This window comes from Paraburkholderia ginsengiterrae, assembly GCF_001645125.1.
In the GTDB taxonomy this organism is placed as follows: domain Bacteria; phylum Pseudomonadota; class Gammaproteobacteria; order Burkholderiales; family Burkholderiaceae; genus Paraburkholderia; species Paraburkholderia ginsengiterrae.
On the sequence record NZ_LXKA01000309.1, the window covers coordinates 21,625 to 37,211 of the forward strand.

Consider the following 15,587-nt stretch of genomic DNA (forward strand, 5'->3'; position numbering starts at 1 on the left):
ATGAGCAGCACAAAAACGGATCAACGCGCTAAACAATTCGGCAAGGTGGCGGTGCTGCTCGGCGGCAATTCCGCCGAGCGCGAGGTGTCGCTCAATTCCGGGCGCCTGGTATTGCAAGGTCTGCGCGACGCCGGCGTCGACGCGCATCCGTTCGATCCGGCGGAACGTCCGCTCGCCGCGTTGAAGGAAGAAGGTTTCGTGCGTGCGTTCAATGCGCTGCATGGCGGCTACGGCGAGAACGGCCAGATCCAGGGCGCGCTCGACTTCTACGGCATCCGTTACACGGGTAGCGGCGTGCTGGGCTCGGCGCCGGGGCTGGATAAATTCCGCACCAAGCTCGTGTGGCAGCAGCTCGGTATTCCGACACCGTCGTTCGAAGCGGTGCTGCGCGGCGACGATTACGAAGCGCGCGCCAAGGACATCGTCGCGAAGCTCGGCTTGCCGCTTTTCGTGAAGCCGGCGAGCGAAGGGTCGAGCGTTGCGGTGATCAAGGTGAAGAGTGCCGACGCGCTGCCCGCGGCGCTGCTCGAAGCGGTCAAGTACGACAAGATCGTGGTGGTGGAAAAGAGCATCGAAGGCGGTGGCGAATACACCGCGTGCATCGCCGGCGATCTTGATCTGCCGGTGATCCGCATCGTGCCGGCCGGCGAGTTCTACGACTACCACGCGAAGTACATCGCGAACGACACGCAATACCTGATCCCGTGCGGTCTGGCGGCAGACGTTGAAGCACGCCTGAAAGTGCTGGCGCGCCGTGCCTTCGACGTGCTCGGCTGTACCGACTGGGGCCGCGCCGATTTCATGCTCGACGCGGACGGCAACCCGTATTTCCTCGAAGTGAACACGGCGCCTGGCATGACCGATCACTCGCTGCCGCCGAAAGCGGCGCGCGCGGTCGGCATCAGCTATCAGGAACTGGTGGTCGGCGTCCTGGCGCTGACGCTGAAGGATTAACGGCAGGACTAACCGGGGCGACCCGAAAGCAACACCATGTGGAACAACGTTCGCCAGCTCAATTTCGCCGCCAACGCATTGCATGCGTTGCTGGTGCTCGTGCTGCTGGCGGCGGGCGGTTACTGGCTGATCCAGCGCCCGAATTTCGCGCTGCGCGAAATCCAGATCGACGGCGACACCGAGCACATCAATTCGCCGACGGTGCGTGCCGGCGTAGTGGGACGGTTGAAAGGCAACTTTTTCACGGTGGACCTCGACGTCGCGCGCCAGGCGTTCGAGCAGATGCCGTGGGTGCGGCATGCCAGCGTGCGGCGAGTCTGGCCGAATGCACTGGCTGTCACGCTCGAGGAGTACAAACCGCTGGGAACGTGGGGCAGCGATCAGCTGGTGAGCGTCGACGGCGAGCTGTTCACGGCGAATCAGGGCGAGCTCGAAGAGGATCTGCCCGCGTTCGACGGCCCCGACGGTACGGCAAAAGAGGTGGTCGCGCGTTATCACGACTTCCAGAAATGGTTTGCGCCGTTGGGCGCGACGCCCGAAGAAGTGACGCTGTCGCCGCGGTATGCGTGGACAGTGAAGCTCTCGAACGGCACGCAGGTGGAACTTGGGCGCGAACGCAATCAGGACACGCTGCTCGATCGGAGCAAGCGTCTGACCGCGGCGTGGAACGCAGTGACGCAACGATGGGGAAAGGATATCGAGAATGCGGACTTGCGCTATCCGAACGGTTTCGCGATTCGGGCCGCTGGCATGCGCTTTATCAGCGAGCCCGACAAAGGCAAGAAGTAAACGGACATCACACGCAATGAGCACGCTATGAGTAAAGACTATAAAGATCTGCTGGTCGCCCTCGACATCGGGACGTCGAAGGTCGTGGCCATCGTCGCTGAGTTGAAGGGCGAGGGTCACTACGAGGTGATCGGCCTCGGCCAGAGCGAATCGAAGGGGCTCAAGAAAGGCGTGGTGGTGAACATCGAAGCCACCGTGCAGTCCATTCAGCGCGCGCTCGAGGAAGCCGAGCTGATGGCCGACTGCAAGATCACCAACGTATTTACCGGGATCGCCGGCAGCCATATCCGCAGCTTCAATTCGAGCGGCATGGTGGCGATCAAGGAAAAAGAAGTTACGCAGACGGACGTGGCGCGCGTGATCGAAACGGCGAAGGCGATCAACATCCCGACCGATCAGCAGGTGCTGCACATCCTGACGCAGGAATTCATCATCGACGGTCAGGAAGATGTGCGCGAGCCGATCGGCATGAGCGGCATTCGTCTGGAAGTGAAGGTGCATATCGTCACGGGCGCGGTCAGCGCGGCGCAGAACATCGTCAAGTGCGTGCGCCGTTGCGGGCTCGAAGTGAACGATCTGATCCTGCAGCCGCTGGCGTCGTCGCTGGCGGTGCTGACGGAAGACGAAAAAGAACTCGGCGTCGTGCTGGTCGACATCGGCGGTGGCACGACGGACATTGCGATTTTCAGCGAAGGCGCGATCCGTCACACGGCGGTGATTCCGATCGCCGGCGACCAGATCACGAGCGACATCGCCATGGCGCTGAGCACGCCGACGCCGGACGCGGAAGACATCAAGGTGGACTACGGCATCGCCAAGCAGGCGCTCGCCGATCCGGACGAAATGATCGAAGTGCCGGGGCTGGGCGAGCGCGGTCCGCGCACGCTGTCGCGCCAGGCGCTGGCGGCGGTGGTCGAGCCGCGTGTCGAAGAACTGTTTTCGCTCGTGCAGCAGGTGGTGCGCGAGTCGGGTTACGAGGAGCTGCTGAGCTCCGGCGTGGTGCTGACCGGCGGCGCGTCGATGATGCTCGGCATGGTCGAACTGGGTGAAGACATTTTCCTGAAGCCGGTGCGCATCGGCGTGCCGGAATACGCGGGCGGTCTCGCCGATGTGGTGCGCAATCCGCGCTACTCGACGGCGATGGGGCTGCTCGTCGAAGGACGTTCGCAACGCATGCGCGGCCGCAAGGTCGCCGTGCAGTCGGGGTCGATGGGACAGGTCTTCACGCGCATGAAGGACTGGTTCCTCGGCAACTTCTAACGGTTTCGAAAAATACGCGCTGGTGCCGGCGGCTGGCGCGCGACAGGGGGTTGCCCGATCTCCTGCCGAATAACGGCCGAGTGGCTGTAATTTTTTATCTTGACGGAGGCAACATGGAATTCCAGATGCTGGAAACCGAAACGAACGGCACCATCATCAAGGTGGTCGGAGTAGGTGGCGCTGGCGGCAATGCCGTCCAGCACATGATCAACAAAGGCGTGCAAGGCGTCGACTTCATCGTGATGAACACGGATGCGCAGGCTCTGTCGCGTTCGCGCGCCACCGCGGTGATCCAGCTCGGCAACACGGGTCTGGGCGCCGGTGCCAAGCCGGAAATGGGTCGAGCCGCCGCGGAAGAAGCACGTGAGCGCATTGCCGACGCACTGCTCGGCGCCCACATGGTCTTCATCACGGCCGGCATGGGCGGCGGCACGGGCACGGGCGCAGCGCCGGTGGTCGCGCAGATCGCCAAGGAAATGGGTATCTTGACCGTTGGCGTGGTCAGCAAGCCGTTCGAATTCGAAGGCGGCAAGCGCATGCGCGTGGCGGAAGCAGGTTCGCAGCAACTGGAGGATCACGTCGACTCGCTGATCGTCGTTCTGAACGACAAGCTGTTCGAGGTGATGGGCGATGACGCCGAGATGGACAAGTGCTTCCAGTGCGCAGACGACGTTCTGAACAACGCAGTTGCCGGCATCGCGGAAATCATCAATGTCGACGGTCTGGTGAACGTCGACTTCGAAGACGTGAAGACGGTGATGGGCGAGCAGGGCAAGGCAATGATGGGCACGGCGACGGTTGCCGGCGTCGATCGCGCGCGTCTGGCTGCCGAGCAGGCTGTCGCCAGCCCGCTGCTGGAAGGCGTGGATCTGTCGGGTGCGCGCGGCGTGCTGGTCAACATCACGTCGAGCCGTTCGCTGCGTCTGTCGGAAACGCGCGAAGTGATGAACACCATCAAGAGCTACGCTGCTGAAGACGCGACCGTGATTTTCGGCGCGGTGTACGACGATGCAATGGGGGACGCGCTGCGCGTGACGGTCGTGGCAACGGGTCTGGGCCGCGCGGCGAAGAAGCAGCAATCGGCACCGATGACGCTGCTGCGCACCGGCACCGACAATCAGCCGATCAGCACGATGCAGCACGCTGCCTACGCGCCGTCGCACGCCAGCACCGCCGACTACGGCGCGCTGGACACGCCGGCTGTGTGGCGCACGTCGCGCGATACGGCGGCTTCGCACGTGCAGGCGCTGCAGGAAAAGGGCGTCGATACGTACGACATTCCGGCATTCCTGCGCAAGCAGGCGGACTGAGCGCACGAGCAGGCTTTCGCTGCCGCGCTGTTTTTTAGGCGCTGGCGGACGAATGCACGAGCGTGGCGGGTGAACGGCAAACAAGTCGCGTATCGTCTGATTCGCGGCAAGGACAACTGCCCTCTTCGGAAACGCGAAGCGGATTGGGCAACTGTCGCCGGACGGTGGAGCTGTTATTAAGCTCACGCCGAATTTCACTGCGACACGACGACGTGCGAGCGTGCTTCGCATCGATGCAAAGGACTGAGCATGATTCAGGCAGGTGACAAGCTGCCCGACGCAACGCTCTTCGAGTTGATCGAAGACGAGCGGGCGGGCTGCACGATCGGGCCAAACGGCTTCGACGTGCGCGAGCAGACGGCGGGCAAGCGCGTGGTGATCTTCGGATTGCCGGGCGCGTTCACGCCGACCTGTTCGGCCAAACATGTACCGGGTTATGTCGAGCATGCCGACGCGTTGCGCGCGCTTGGCATCGACGAGATCTGGTGCGTGTCCGTCAACGACGCGTTCGTAATGGGCGCGTGGGGACGCGATCAGCACGCCTCGGGCAAGGTGCGCATGATGGCGGACGGCAGTGCGGCTTTCACGCGAGCGCTCGGTCTCGAGCAGGATTTGTCGGCGCGCGGCATGGGGATCCGTTCCCAGCGCTACGCGATGGTGGTCGACGACGGCGTGGTCAAGACGTTGAACGTCGAGGCTGCCGGCAAATTCGAAGTCAGCGATGCAAGGAGTATCCTCGCTACGTTGAGCTAGTCACATTCGCGTCGTAACCTTCGCATCGGGCATTCATGCGGCACGCGTTGTGCCCGGGCAACGGTCAATAAGACGCTTTTGTGACAGGCCGTTACGCGGGCCGATGACCGGAAACGCCTCCGTTCCGGGGCATCGGCCCGTCACGCTTTCCCTGACGGGCGCCCAGAGGTAATGCAGCGAAACAGATTGATACGTTCCGTGCAACAACGCTCCCCAGGGTATTGGAGTATAATTCGCGCTATGGAATAAAAAGTCCCGATTGGGATTTTCAATCGAATAGAAGATCACCATGTTGAAGCAGCGCACTATTAAGCAAATCGTCAAGACAGTCGGCATCGGCCTGCACTCCGGCCGTAAAGTCGAACTGACGCTCCGTCCGGCCGGGCCGGATACGGGCATCGTGTTTTCGCGCGTGGACTTAGCCACGCCGGTGGACATTCCTGCGTCGGCGATGGCGATTGGCGATACGCGTCTGGCTTCCGTGTTGCAGAAAGACGGCGCGCGCGTTTCGACTATCGAGCATCTGATGTCCGCCTGCGCCGGTCTTGGCATCGACAACCTGTATGTCGACGTCACCGCTGAAGAAATCCCGATCATGGACGGCAGCGCCGGTTCATTCGTGTTTCTGATTCAATCGGCGGGGATCGAAGAGCAGAACGCAGCAAAGAAGTTCATCAAGGTCACCAAGCCGGTCGAAATTCGCGACGGCGACAAGTTCGCCCGTCTCGATCCGTACTTCGGCTTCAAGCTCAAATTCACGATCGACTTCCGCCACCCGGCGGTGGACAAGACCGGCCAGGCGCTGGAAGTGGATTTCGCCAATACGTCGTACGTGCGTGAAATCGCGCGTGCGCGCACCTTCGGTTTCGCGCACGAAGTGGAAATGATGCGTGAACTGGGTCTGGCGCGCGGCGGCAGCATGGACAACGCGATCGTGCTCGACGAATACCGCATTCTGAATAACGACGGCCTGCGCTACGACGACGAGTTCGTGAAGCACAAGATGCTGGACGCCATTGGCGACCTGTATGTGGTCGGCCATCCGTTGCTGGCTTCGTACACCGCGTACAAGTCGGGCCACGGCCTGAACAACGCGCTGCTGCGCGAATTGCTGGCGCACGAAGACTCGTACGAAATCGTCACCTTCGACGACACGCAGAAGGCGCCGCGCGGCTTCGCATTCGACACGCAGACGGCTTTTGCCTAACGCTTTGGGTGAGACTTCCCCAAGAAGCATGTGAAAAACGGCCCATCAGGGCCGTTTTTTTTCGTTCAGCGATTTCTCCGGTGCCGGGCGGCCATTTTCGCCAACGCTTCCTGCAACGGCGACGGCGCGAGCGATTCGCTCAGCGCATGGAGCGCGTCTGCGCCGGCCGGCGTCATGCGGGCCTGCTTGACGGGCGGTGGCGCTTTGGCGGGCTGAGGCCGCACGCGGATTCGCAGCGCGTTGACCGGCCAGCCGCGCTGCTGCAGATCCGCCAGCAAGCGCGGCTCGAGATGCCGCAGCCGTGCCGCCAGCGCATTGTGGCCGGCAAACAGCGCGAGCACGCCCTCCTTGATGAAGCCAGGCTCCACGCTGGTTGCCAGATAGTCGGGCAGCAGCACCCGCAGATCCTTCTCCAGCGCCGCAATCTGCTCGACACCCGCGCGCAGGGCCGCGTACGCGTCCGTGCGATTGAGCACTTCGGCGACGGGTTGCGGGCGGCGCGCCTTGAACTGCTGGGGCGGCCTTGAAAAGGAAGAAAAACGGCTCATGTTCGCTGGTAACGGCGCGATCGCACACCATGCGCGTTCACGCCGGGATTGTACCGCGCGGGATGCACGCGGGCGCGCCCCAATGCGGCTTGCCAAACGGCACCGGGGCGGCCTTCCGCTGCACTGCCGCCGTCGCGCCTCTGACACAGGCGCGGTCGGGGGCGCGTGCTAAAATGCGCGATTCGAATTCACTCTTGGACTAAGCCGCCGAGGCTCTTCTGACCCCGGAGCGCACGTGCACGAAACTGCACGCCGCGACCCAGCCGAAGCCGCGACGCAGACACCGATCCGATGACCACCGGTTTTCTACAGAAGATTTTTGGCAGCCGCAACCAGCGGCTAGTCAAGCAATATCAAAAGACCGTCGCGGCGATCAATGCGCTCGAGCCGCAGATCGAGCAATTGACGGACGATCAACTGCGCGCCAAAACGGGTGAATTCCGCCAGCGCGTCGCGAGCGGCGAGTCACTCGACAAGCTCCTGCCCGAAGCCTTCGCGGTGTGCCGCGAGGCCAGCAAGCGAACGCTGAAAATGCGCCACTTCGACGTGCAGCTGATCGGCGGCATGGTTCTGCACTACGGCAAGATCGGCGAAATGCGCACCGGCGAAGGCAAGACGCTCGTCGCCACGCTGCCGGTGTACCTGAACGCGTTGTCGGGGCGCGGCGTGCACGTGGTCACGGTCAACGACTACTTGGCCCAGCGCGACGCCGAATGGATGGCGCGCCTGTACAACTTCCTCGGTCTGTCGGTCGGCATCAATCTCTCGCAGATGGACCACGGTGCCAAGCAGGAAGCGTACGCCGCTGACATCACGTACGGCACCAATAACGAATTCGGCTTCGATTACCTGCGCGACAACATGGTCTACGAGACCGACGCGCGCGTGCAGCGGGCACTCAATTTCGCGGTGGTCGACGAGGTCGACTCGATCCTGATCGACGAAGCCCGTACGCCGCTGATCATCTCCGGACAGGCCGAAGATCACACCGAACTGTACGTGCGCATGAATGCGTTGCCGCCGCTGCTCGAACGCCAGATTGGCGAAGAGAAAGCCGACGGCACCGGCGTCGAGAAGCCGGGTGACTACACGCTAGACGAAAAAGGCCGCCAGGTGTTCCTGACGGAATCGGGCCACGAAAAGGCCGAGCGCCTGCTCGGCGAATGGGGCCTGATCGGCGAGGGCGAAAGCCTGTACGCGCCGCAGAACATCACGTTGATGCACCACGTGTACGCTGCGCTGCGCGCACACACGCTGTTCTTCAAGGATCAGCACTACGTCGTGCAGAACGGCGAGGTGATCATCGTTGACGAATTTACGGGCCGTCTGATGTCGGGCCGCCGCTGGTCGGACGGGCTGCATCAGGCCGTCGAGGCGAAGGAACACGTCAAGATCCAGAGCGAGAACCAGACCCTCGCGTCGATCACGTTCCAGAACTATTTCCGCATGTACGCCAAGCTGGCCGGCATGACCGGCACGGCGGATACGGAAGCGTACGAGTTCAACGAGATTTACGGGCTCGAGACGGTCGTGATTCCGACCAACCGTCCGCCCAAGCGGATCGACAAGCAGGATCAGATCTACAAGACCGCGAAAGAGCGTTACGACGCGGTGATCCGCGACATTCGCGAGTGCTACGAACGCAGTCAGCCGGTGCTGGTCGGCACCACGTCGATCGAGAACTCCGAGTTGCTGTCGCATCTGCTGAAGCAGGCCGGTTTGCCGCACGAAGTGCTGAACGCCAAGCAGCACGCGCGTGAAGCCGCGATCGTCGCCGAAGCGGGCCGCCCGCAGCGCATCACGATCGCCACCAACATGGCAGGCCGCGGCACCGACATCGTGCTCGGCGGCAACGCGGAAAAGCAGGCGTCGTTCATCGAGCAGGACGAGCTGCTCGCGGACGACGAGAAGCAACGCCGCATTCAGAAGCTGCATGACGAATGGCAGGCGCTGCACGATCAGGTCAAGGCCGCGGGCGGGTTGCATATCATCGGCACCGAGCGCCACGAATCGCGCCGGATCGACAATCAGCTGCGTGGCCGTGCAGGCCGCCAGGGTGACCCGGGCTCGTCGCGTTTCTATCTGTCGCTGGAAGATCCGCTGCTGCGCATTTTCGCGGGTGACCGCGTGCGCGCGATCATGGACCGCCTGAAGATGCCGGAAGGCGAAGCGATCGAAGCGGGCATCGTGTCGCGCTCGATCGAATCGGCGCAGCGCAAGGTCGAAGCGCGCAACTTCGACGTTCGTAAGCAATTGCTCGAATACGACGATGTGTCGAACGATCAGCGCAAGGTGATCTACCAGCAGCGCAATGAATTGCTCGAAGCCAACGACATTACCGAAACCATCGGCGCAATGCGCAAGGGTGTGATCGGCGATATCGTGCACCCGTTCGTGCCGGCCGGCAGCATCGAAGAGCAGTGGGACGTGCCCGAGCTGGAGGAAGTGCTGCGCAACGAATGGCAGCTCGACCTCGCGATCCAGGAAATGATCAACGAGTCGAACTCGATCAACGCGGACGAGATTCTCGAAGCGGTCGAAGCCGCTGCTGACGAAGCCTACGAGGCGAAAGTCGAACTGGTCGGCCGCGAGTCGTTCAGCGCGTTCGAGCGCTCGATCATGCTGCAAACGCTGGACCGTAGCTGGCGCGAACATCTGGCTGCGCTCGATCATCTGCGGCAGGGCATCCATCTGCGCGGCTATGCGCAGAAAAATCCGAAACAGGAATACAAGCGCGAGGCGTTCGAACTCTTCGCCGCGATGCTCGACGCCGTGAAGCTCGAAGTCACCCGCGTGGTGATGAACGTGCAGATCCAGTCGCCGGAACAGCTGGAGCAGGCCGCCGAACAGCTGGAAGAGCAGGGCAGCCACCTTGAAAACGTCGAGTTCCGCCACGCCGAATTCGCCGAGGCCGCAGCGCCCGTTGCCGCGGAAGTGGCCACCGCTGCCATGATCGGCGACGCCATGAGCCACGCGCATGCGGCGTCCCCGAACGTGAACGCGGACAACGTGCCGAAGGTCGGCCGTAACGATCCGTGCCCGTGCGGCAGCGGCAAGAAGTACAAGCAGTGTCACGGAAAAATTGTGTAATGCCGAAGGCGGCGCGCTTTCCGGTGCGCCGCCTTGGTATTGCGTAACACGTTGCTTTGATTTCGCGGTGGCTCGGCAATTCGCCTGAGCCGCCAGTTTCCGTCTCCCTCAATGCCGGCGCCTGCCGGCATTTTCTTCGACAGGTCGCGACCATGGCTGTCAATTTCCCTTCCATCGATCCCGCTCAACTCCACCCCGTCGCCGGCGTTTCGCTCGGCTGGGCAGAGGCGAATATCCGCAAGCCGAACCGCAAGGACGTGCTCGTCATTTCCGTGGGCGAAGGCGCCACCGTCGGCGGCGTGTTCACGCAGAACCGTTTTTGCGCGGCGCCCGTCACCGTATGCCGTGAGAACCTGGAGCGCGTGCGCGCAGGCGGCAAGCCGATTCGCGCGCTGGTGATCAACACCGGCAACGCGAATGCGGGCACGGGCGAATCGGGCCTCGCGCATGCGCGCGAAACCTGCGCCGAACTCGCGCGTCTGGTTGACATCGCGCCGGAACAGGTGTTGCCGTTTTCGACGGGCGTGATTCTGGAGCCGCTGCCAGTCGACCGTCTGAAAGCCGGCTTGCCGGCCGCGTTGGCGAACCGCAAGGAAGCCCACTGGTACGACGCCGCGCAGGCGATTATGACCACCGACACGCTGCCCAAGGCAGCCTCGCGCCAGGTCACGATCGACGGCCACACGGTCACGCTCACCGGTATCAGCAAGGGTGCGGGCATGATCAAGCCGAACATGGCGACCATGCTTGGCTTCCTCGCGTTCGACGCCGCGCTTGCCCAGCCGGTGCTCGACGCGCTGGTCCGGCACGTGGCGGATCGCTCGTTCAACTGCATCACGATCGACGGCGATACGTCGACCAATGATTCGTTCATCCTGATCGCGTCGGGCAAATCGAGCCTGCCGGCGATCACGTCCACCGATTCGCCCGCTTATGCAGCGCTGCGCGACGCGGTGACGGACGTCGCCCAGACCCTCGCGCAACTGATCGTGCGCGACGGCGAAGGCGCGACCAAATTCATGACCGTGCAGGTCGAAGGCGGATCGAGCGTCGGCGAATGCCGCCAGATCGCGTATGCGATCGGCCACTCGCCGCTCGTGAAGACCGCCTTCTATGCATCGGACCCGAATCTCGGCCGCATTCTGGCGGCCATCGGCTATGCCGGCGTGGACGATCTCGACGTCGGCAAGATCGATCTGTATCTGGACGACGTGCTGGTCGCCGTTTCCGGCGGCCGCAATCCGGCCTACCGTGAAGAAGACGGCCAGCGCGTCATGAAAAAGAGCGAGATCGGCATTCGTGTCGTACTCGGGCGCGGCGATGCGCAAGCCACGATCTGGACTTGCGATCTGTCGCACGACTACGTGAGCATCAACGCCGACTATCGTTCGTAACCAGGTTCCCTACGCGGCCTTTGGCCGCTTACCTCATAACCATGGACAAACTCGAACAGTTTCTGACCCGGGCCGAAGCCGTGCTCGTCCGCCTGGAGGCGATGCTTCCGCCCGCGTCACCGGACATCGACTGGTCGGCTGCGGTCGCTTTCCGCTGGCGCAAACGCCAGGGCCGCGGCTACCTGCAGCCGGTGCCGGCTATTTCGGTGATCACGCTCGACGACCTGCAGAACATCGATCGGCAGAAAGGGTTGATCGAGCAGAACACGCGCCAGTTCGTGCACAAGCAGCCGGCCAACAACGTGCTGCTGACCGGCGCGCGCGGTACGGGCAAATCGTCGCTGATCAAGGCTTGCCTGAACGCGTACGCGAAAGACGGCCTGCGTCTGATCGAGGTGGACAAGGACGATCTGCACGACCTGGGCGATATCGTCGACCTGATCGCGCAGCGGCCGGAGCGCTTCGTGGTGTTCTGCGACGACCTGTCGTTCGAGGAAGGCGAGTCGGGCTACAAGGCGCTGAAGGTTGCGCTCGACGGCTCGGTCGCCGCGCAATCCGACAACGTGGTGATTTACGCGACGTCGAACCGCCGCCATCTGTTGCCCGAATACATGAGCGACAACGAGACATACAAGCACACGGCGGACGGCGAGATTCACCCCGGCGAACTGGTCGAGGAGAAAATCTCGCTGTCCGAGCGCTTTGGGCTGTGGGTCAGTTTCTACCCGTTCAAGCAGGACGATTACCTGTCGATCATTGCCCATTGGCTGCGGCATTTTGGTTGCGATGACGCCGAAGTCGAAGCGGCACGCGGCGATGCGTTGGTGTGGGCGCTCGAGCGTGGGTCGCGGTCGGGCCGGGTTGCGTGGCAGTTCGCGCGCGACTGGTCCGGCCGTAAGACTTCAGCGTGAGCGACGGCATGAACCAAGGCACGAACGATACCCAGGTGAACGCCGCCGGCCGCAAGGTGACGGAAGTCGCTGTCGGCGTGCTGGTTCAGCCGGATGGGCGCTATCTGCTGGCGCAGCGCCCGGCGGGCAAGCCGTACGAGGGCTACTGGGAGTTTCCGGGCGGCAAGCTGGAAGCCGGGGAGTCAGTCGAGGCGGCGCTCGCGCGTGAGTTGCACGAGGAGCTGGGTATCGACGTCGAAGCGTGCCACCTCTGGCATACGCTCGAACACGACTATCCGCACGCCTATGTGCGGCTCTTTTTCTGCAAGGTGACGCAGTGGTCCGGCGAGCCGCACGGCCGTGAAGGTCAGGCCTTTGTCTGGCAGACGCTGCCCGCGGATGTCGAGCCGCTTCTGCCGGCAACCATCCCCGTGCTGGAATGGCTCGCGGCAGAAAAGAACTGAAGGGCGGATGGAAGGGCGCTCGGGAGTGGGCGCTGCGCTAGCAGCGCCGGCCCGTGCGGCCCCCAGGTAGCCCACGCCGCGGGCTTCGCTCAATGTGGGTTGTAGTCCCCACCGGGCGCTTCGTCCGACGACGCTTCCTGATCGGTCCCGCCGATCTTGTACTTCTCAGCGGCCCAGGCGCCGAGATCGATCTGCTTGCAGCGGTCTGAGCAGAAAGGGCGGAAACGGTTTTCAGGGGTCCAGCGGACGTCCTTTCCGCAAGTGGGGCATTTGACGACGGTAGGCATACGGTCAGACAGTCAATCGCAAACGGAACAAGTAACGAATATAGGGGCATTTTTCGCCCTGTTAAAGGCGAGCCTCTTCGATTCAGCTTAACCAGGTGAATGCTGCAGACTTGCTTACAGGCTGCAAAGCGTGAGCTGGAATGGTACGTCGACATCCACGGCACGCGGGCGCAGATCGCCGTCCTGAACCGTGAAGCGCACCCAGAGCATGTACTTGTTAGCGCTAGCCTCGGGAATTACGCGCAATTCGGGTGCCACCCGTACCTGCATCAATTGATACGAACGGCCGGACAGCATCTGCTGATAGCTGCCTTGCATGGCCATGACCTTGGACGCCTGACCGGATTCGCGCGCGAGCCGCAGAACGATGGTGGCCGCGTCGCGCAGCGGCAGCAGCGGCGTCACCCACTTGGCAATATCCTGGCGGCGCTGATCGGGGTGAATCTGCTGCCAGGCATAGTAGGAAGGCAAATCGAACTTGCAGGTGCCACCGGGGATGATCGCGCGGCTGCGGATGCTGGCAAGCCACTCGTTGTCCGCGAGATGCTGACCGGTTTTGCCCTGCATCTGCGAAAGCCCGGCCAGCGTTTGCTCGATCTCGCCGAGTACCGCTTCGAGAGCGTTCTGCTCGATTCCGGGATTGCCGCGAAACGGCGCCAGCGTTTGCCGTTGGCGCTCGAGCTCCTTCATCAGATCCGACTTCAGATCCGCGCGACCCGCCACCTCGGAGATTTCGAACAACGTGGTCAGTGCGACGTGATGTTCCCTGGGGTCTTCCTGAGTCAGAAAGAACGTGAAGCGCTCGAACAGATCTTCGAGGCGCAGTAGCGTCCGGATTCGCTCGTTGAAGGGATACTCGTAAAGGATCAAGCGGGCTCGCCTCGGGCGTGGTCGGTGACGGGAATGCAGAACATTCTAATGCCGTGGGACTACCCTAGCAATCACGCACTTTTTCCGCACGGCTTTGCAACTTTTTTCGCGTGTTTCGGGCAGTTTTCAACGCGCTTTGGCAGACGCATCACCGCGAAGTTCAACCGGGATTTCCCGGGGTGTCACGGCGGCGTCACGCGCCGGCGAGCGACAGGTACACGCGGTGCTGCGCGTCCACTTGAGCCTTGAGCGTGTCGAGCGGCGCATTGTCGTTGTCGATCACGTCGTCGGCCGCGGCGAGGCGCGCTTCGCGGGTGGCCTGGCGGGCAATGATCGCCAGCACCTGATCGCGGCTGAAGCTGTTGCGGCTCATCACGCGCGAGATCTGCGTCTCGACGCTGCAATCGACTGTCAGCACCCGGCTCACGCGGGTTTTCCAACTGCCGGACTCGACCAGCAGCGGCACCACCACAATCACATAAGGGCCTTGCGCCTCGCGTTGCTCCCGTTCGGTCTCCGCACGAATCAATGGATGCGTAATGCCTTCGAGACGCTTGCGCGCACGCTCGTCGCTGAAGACGAGGGTGCGCATGCGGGCGCGGTCGAGCGAGCCGTCAGGCGCGACGAATTCCTCGCCGAACTCGGCGGCGATCTGCGGCATTGCTATGCCACCGGGCGCGGTGATGCGGTGCGCGATCACGTCGGTGTCGACGAGTGGCACGCCATGCCCGGCGAACAGGTTGGCGACGGTCGATTTGCCGCTGCCGATGCCGCCGGTCAGCCCAACAACAAACATGCGTCAGCCTCCCAGAGCGAGGTAAAGCGGTGTGCCGAGAAAGAGGGTGATTGCCCCGCCGGCAGCAAGAAACGGCCCGAACGGCAACGGTTCTTCAAAGCGCATGCGGCCACGCCATGTTGCCAGCAAACCGATTACCGCGCCGGCTACCGCCCCGATCAGCACGATCTGCGGCAGCGCTGCCCAGCCGAGCCACGCGCCAAGTGCGGCAAGCAGTTTGAAATCACCGTAGCCCATGCCTTCCACACCGCGCACGAGGCGAAACAGCCAATGTACCGCCCACAGCACCAGATAGCCGAAGATCGCGCCGAGCACCGCGTCGTGCAGGTTCGTGAACATGCCGTTGAAGTTGACGATAATGCCCGCCCACAGCAGAGGCAGCGTCATCGAGTCGGGTAGCAGGTGAGTGTCGATGTCGATCGCGCTCATTGCAAGCAATGCCGCACACAGGCCAAAGGCCGCGAGCGCCATCAGGGTCGGTCCGAACAGCGCGAGCGTGCCGACGGCGAACGCCGCGCTGGCAATCTCGAGCAGCGGATAGCGCAGGCTCACGCGTGTCTTGCACGCGGAGCAACGCCCTCGCAGCAGCAGGTAGCTCAGTACTGGCAGATTCTCCCACGCGCTCAGCACGTGGCCGCAGTGAGGACAGGCGCTGCGCGGCACCCACAGGTTGTAGCGCGCCGGGAGGCCGTCTTCTTGCACGGGTTCGTCGGCGGACTCGCTGATTTCCGCGCGCCACGCACGGTCGAGCATGATCGGCAGCCGATGCACGACCACGTTCAGAAAGCTGCCGATCACGAGCCCGAACACGATGGCGAACGTGATCCGCAGGCCCGCCGGCAAGCTGTTGACTGCCATGCCGAGACCGGTTGCGAAGTGGTCGATACGGTCGGGCAATAAGGCCGACAGCAGGCTGGAAGATGTTTCTGGCACGAGTGGATTAGTCGCCTGCATAGTTAAAGGGGGATTCGGCTG

General features: G+C 62.9%; 15 protein-coding genes. 10 read left to right on the top strand and 5 right to left on the bottom strand.

Translation table 11 applies throughout. The features are described from left to right. The 6 genes from A6V37_RS21370 (at window position 1) to lpxC (ending at window position 6,273) form a co-directional block, all read left to right on the top strand. Entirely contained in the window at window positions 1-954 is a 954-nt protein-coding gene (locus A6V37_RS21370) for a D-alanine--D-alanine ligase (RefSeq protein ID WP_064286324.1), read from the top strand. A gap of 36 nt (window positions 955-990) precedes the next feature. Further along, window positions 991-1,743, top strand: coding sequence for a cell division protein FtsQ/DivIB (locus A6V37_RS21375; protein ID WP_064269250.1), 753 nt, complete (start codon window positions 991-993; stop codon window positions 1,741-1,743). A gap of 27 nt (window positions 1,744-1,770) precedes the next feature. Then, on the top strand, window positions 1,771-3,003 hold the full coding sequence (gene ftsA / locus A6V37_RS21380; RefSeq protein ID WP_064286325.1) for a cell division protein FtsA: 1,233 nt from the start codon (window positions 1,771-1,773) through the stop codon (window positions 3,001-3,003). A 113-nt stretch (window positions 3,004-3,116) separates the two neighbouring features. Further along, complete coding sequence (ftsZ, locus tag A6V37_RS21385; RefSeq protein WP_064269249.1) at window positions 3,117-4,313, top strand: cell division protein FtsZ; 1,197 nt, start codon at window positions 3,117-3,119, stop codon at window positions 4,311-4,313. Window positions 4,314-4,562: 249 nt separating this feature from the next. Then, window positions 4,563-5,066 (top strand): peroxiredoxin, encoded by a 504-nt coding sequence (locus A6V37_RS21390; protein WP_064269248.1) that lies wholly within the window; start codon window positions 4,563-4,565, stop codon window positions 5,064-5,066. Between the two features lie 289 nt (window positions 5,067-5,355). After that, window positions 5,356-6,273, top strand: coding sequence for a UDP-3-O-acyl-N-acetylglucosamine deacetylase (lpxC, locus tag A6V37_RS21395; RefSeq protein WP_064269247.1), 918 nt, complete (start codon window positions 5,356-5,358; stop codon window positions 6,271-6,273). A 65-nt stretch (window positions 6,274-6,338) separates the two neighbouring features. On the opposite strand, the gene A6V37_RS21400 is transcribed toward lpxC, so the two are convergent. Next, complete coding sequence (locus A6V37_RS21400) at window positions 6,339-6,821, bottom strand: DciA family protein (RefSeq protein ID WP_064269246.1); 483 nt, start codon at window positions 6,819-6,821, stop codon at window positions 6,339-6,341. A 291-nt stretch (window positions 6,822-7,112) separates the two neighbouring features. Here A6V37_RS21400 and secA point away from each other — a divergent pair, with 291 nt between their 5' ends. The 4 genes from secA (at window position 7,113) to A6V37_RS21420 (ending at window position 12,659) form a co-directional block, all read left to right on the top strand. Continuing rightward, complete coding sequence (gene secA / locus A6V37_RS21405) at window positions 7,113-9,911, top strand: preprotein translocase subunit SecA (RefSeq protein WP_064286326.1); 2,799 nt, start codon at window positions 7,113-7,115, stop codon at window positions 9,909-9,911. A 152-nt stretch (window positions 9,912-10,063) separates the two neighbouring features. Beyond that, a complete protein-coding gene (gene argJ / locus A6V37_RS21410) occupies window positions 10,064-11,305 on the top strand; it encodes a bifunctional glutamate N-acetyltransferase/amino-acid acetyltransferase ArgJ (RefSeq protein WP_064269244.1) in 1,242 nt (413 codons plus the stop codon). 41 nt (window positions 11,306-11,346) lie between these two features. After that, window positions 11,347-12,216 (top strand): ATP-binding protein, encoded by an 870-nt coding sequence (locus tag A6V37_RS21415; protein ID WP_064269243.1) that lies wholly within the window; start codon window positions 11,347-11,349, stop codon window positions 12,214-12,216. A gap of 8 nt (window positions 12,217-12,224) precedes the next feature. Further along, window positions 12,225-12,659, top strand: coding sequence for an NUDIX domain-containing protein (locus A6V37_RS21420; protein WP_064269242.1), 435 nt, complete (start codon window positions 12,225-12,227; stop codon window positions 12,657-12,659). 89 nt (window positions 12,660-12,748) lie between these two features. Here the strand turns inward: A6V37_RS21420 and yacG are convergent, their stop codons facing one another. From yacG to A6V37_RS21435, 4 genes are all read right to left on the bottom strand, one after another. Further along, window positions 12,749-12,946, bottom strand: coding sequence for a DNA gyrase inhibitor YacG (yacG, locus tag A6V37_RS39370; RefSeq protein WP_075643532.1), 198 nt, complete (start codon window positions 12,944-12,946; stop codon window positions 12,749-12,751). Between the two features lie 114 nt (window positions 12,947-13,060). Next, complete coding sequence (gene zapD, locus A6V37_RS21425) at window positions 13,061-13,816, bottom strand: cell division protein ZapD (protein ID WP_064269241.1); 756 nt, start codon at window positions 13,814-13,816, stop codon at window positions 13,061-13,063. 193 nt (window positions 13,817-14,009) lie between these two features. Continuing rightward, window positions 14,010-14,612, bottom strand: coding sequence for a dephospho-CoA kinase (gene coaE, locus A6V37_RS21430; RefSeq protein WP_064269240.1), 603 nt, complete (start codon window positions 14,610-14,612; stop codon window positions 14,010-14,012). Between the two features lie 3 nt (window positions 14,613-14,615). Next, a complete protein-coding gene (locus A6V37_RS21435; RefSeq protein WP_064286327.1) occupies window positions 14,616-15,566 on the bottom strand; it encodes a prepilin peptidase in 951 nt (316 codons plus the stop codon). Window positions 15,567-15,587 lie beyond the last annotated feature (21 nt).

What these genes read in the sequence shown, in the direction of transcription:
- A6V37_RS21370 (WP_064286324.1), top strand. Translation starts at nt 1, where the DNA reads ATGAGCAGCACAAAAACGGATCAACGCGCTAAACAATTCGGCAAGGTG.
- A6V37_RS21375 (WP_064269250.1), top strand. Translation starts at nt 991, where the DNA reads ATGTGGAACAACGTTCGCCAGCTCAATTTCGCCGCCAACGCATTGCAT.
- ftsA (WP_064286325.1), top strand. Translation starts at nt 1,771, where the DNA reads ATGAGTAAAGACTATAAAGATCTGCTGGTCGCCCTCGACATCGGGACG.
- ftsZ (WP_064269249.1), top strand. Translation starts at nt 3,117, where the DNA reads ATGGAATTCCAGATGCTGGAAACCGAAACGAACGGCACCATCATCAAG.
- A6V37_RS21390 (WP_064269248.1), top strand. Translation starts at nt 4,563, where the DNA reads ATGATTCAGGCAGGTGACAAGCTGCCCGACGCAACGCTCTTCGAGTTG.
- lpxC (WP_064269247.1), top strand. Translation starts at nt 5,356, where the DNA reads ATGTTGAAGCAGCGCACTATTAAGCAAATCGTCAAGACAGTCGGCATC.
- A6V37_RS21400 (WP_064269246.1), bottom strand. Translation starts at nt 6,821, where the DNA reads ATGAGCCGTTTTTCTTCCTTTTCAAGGCCGCCCCAGCAGTTCAAGGCG.
- secA (WP_064286326.1), top strand. Translation starts at nt 7,113, where the DNA reads ATGACCACCGGTTTTCTACAGAAGATTTTTGGCAGCCGCAACCAGCGG.
- argJ (WP_064269244.1), top strand. Translation starts at nt 10,064, where the DNA reads ATGGCTGTCAATTTCCCTTCCATCGATCCCGCTCAACTCCACCCCGTC.
- A6V37_RS21415 (WP_064269243.1), top strand. Translation starts at nt 11,347, where the DNA reads ATGGACAAACTCGAACAGTTTCTGACCCGGGCCGAAGCCGTGCTCGTC.
- A6V37_RS21420 (WP_064269242.1), top strand. Translation starts at nt 12,225, where the DNA reads ATGAACCAAGGCACGAACGATACCCAGGTGAACGCCGCCGGCCGCAAG.
- yacG (WP_075643532.1), bottom strand. Translation starts at nt 12,946, where the DNA reads ATGCCTACCGTCGTCAAATGCCCCACTTGCGGAAAGGACGTCCGCTGG.
- coaE (WP_064269240.1), bottom strand. Translation starts at nt 14,612, where the DNA reads ATGTTTGTTGTTGGGCTGACCGGCGGCATCGGCAGCGGCAAATCGACC.
- A6V37_RS21435 (WP_064286327.1), bottom strand. Translation starts at nt 15,566, where the DNA reads ATGCAGGCGACTAATCCACTCGTGCCAGAAACATCTTCCAGCCTGCTG.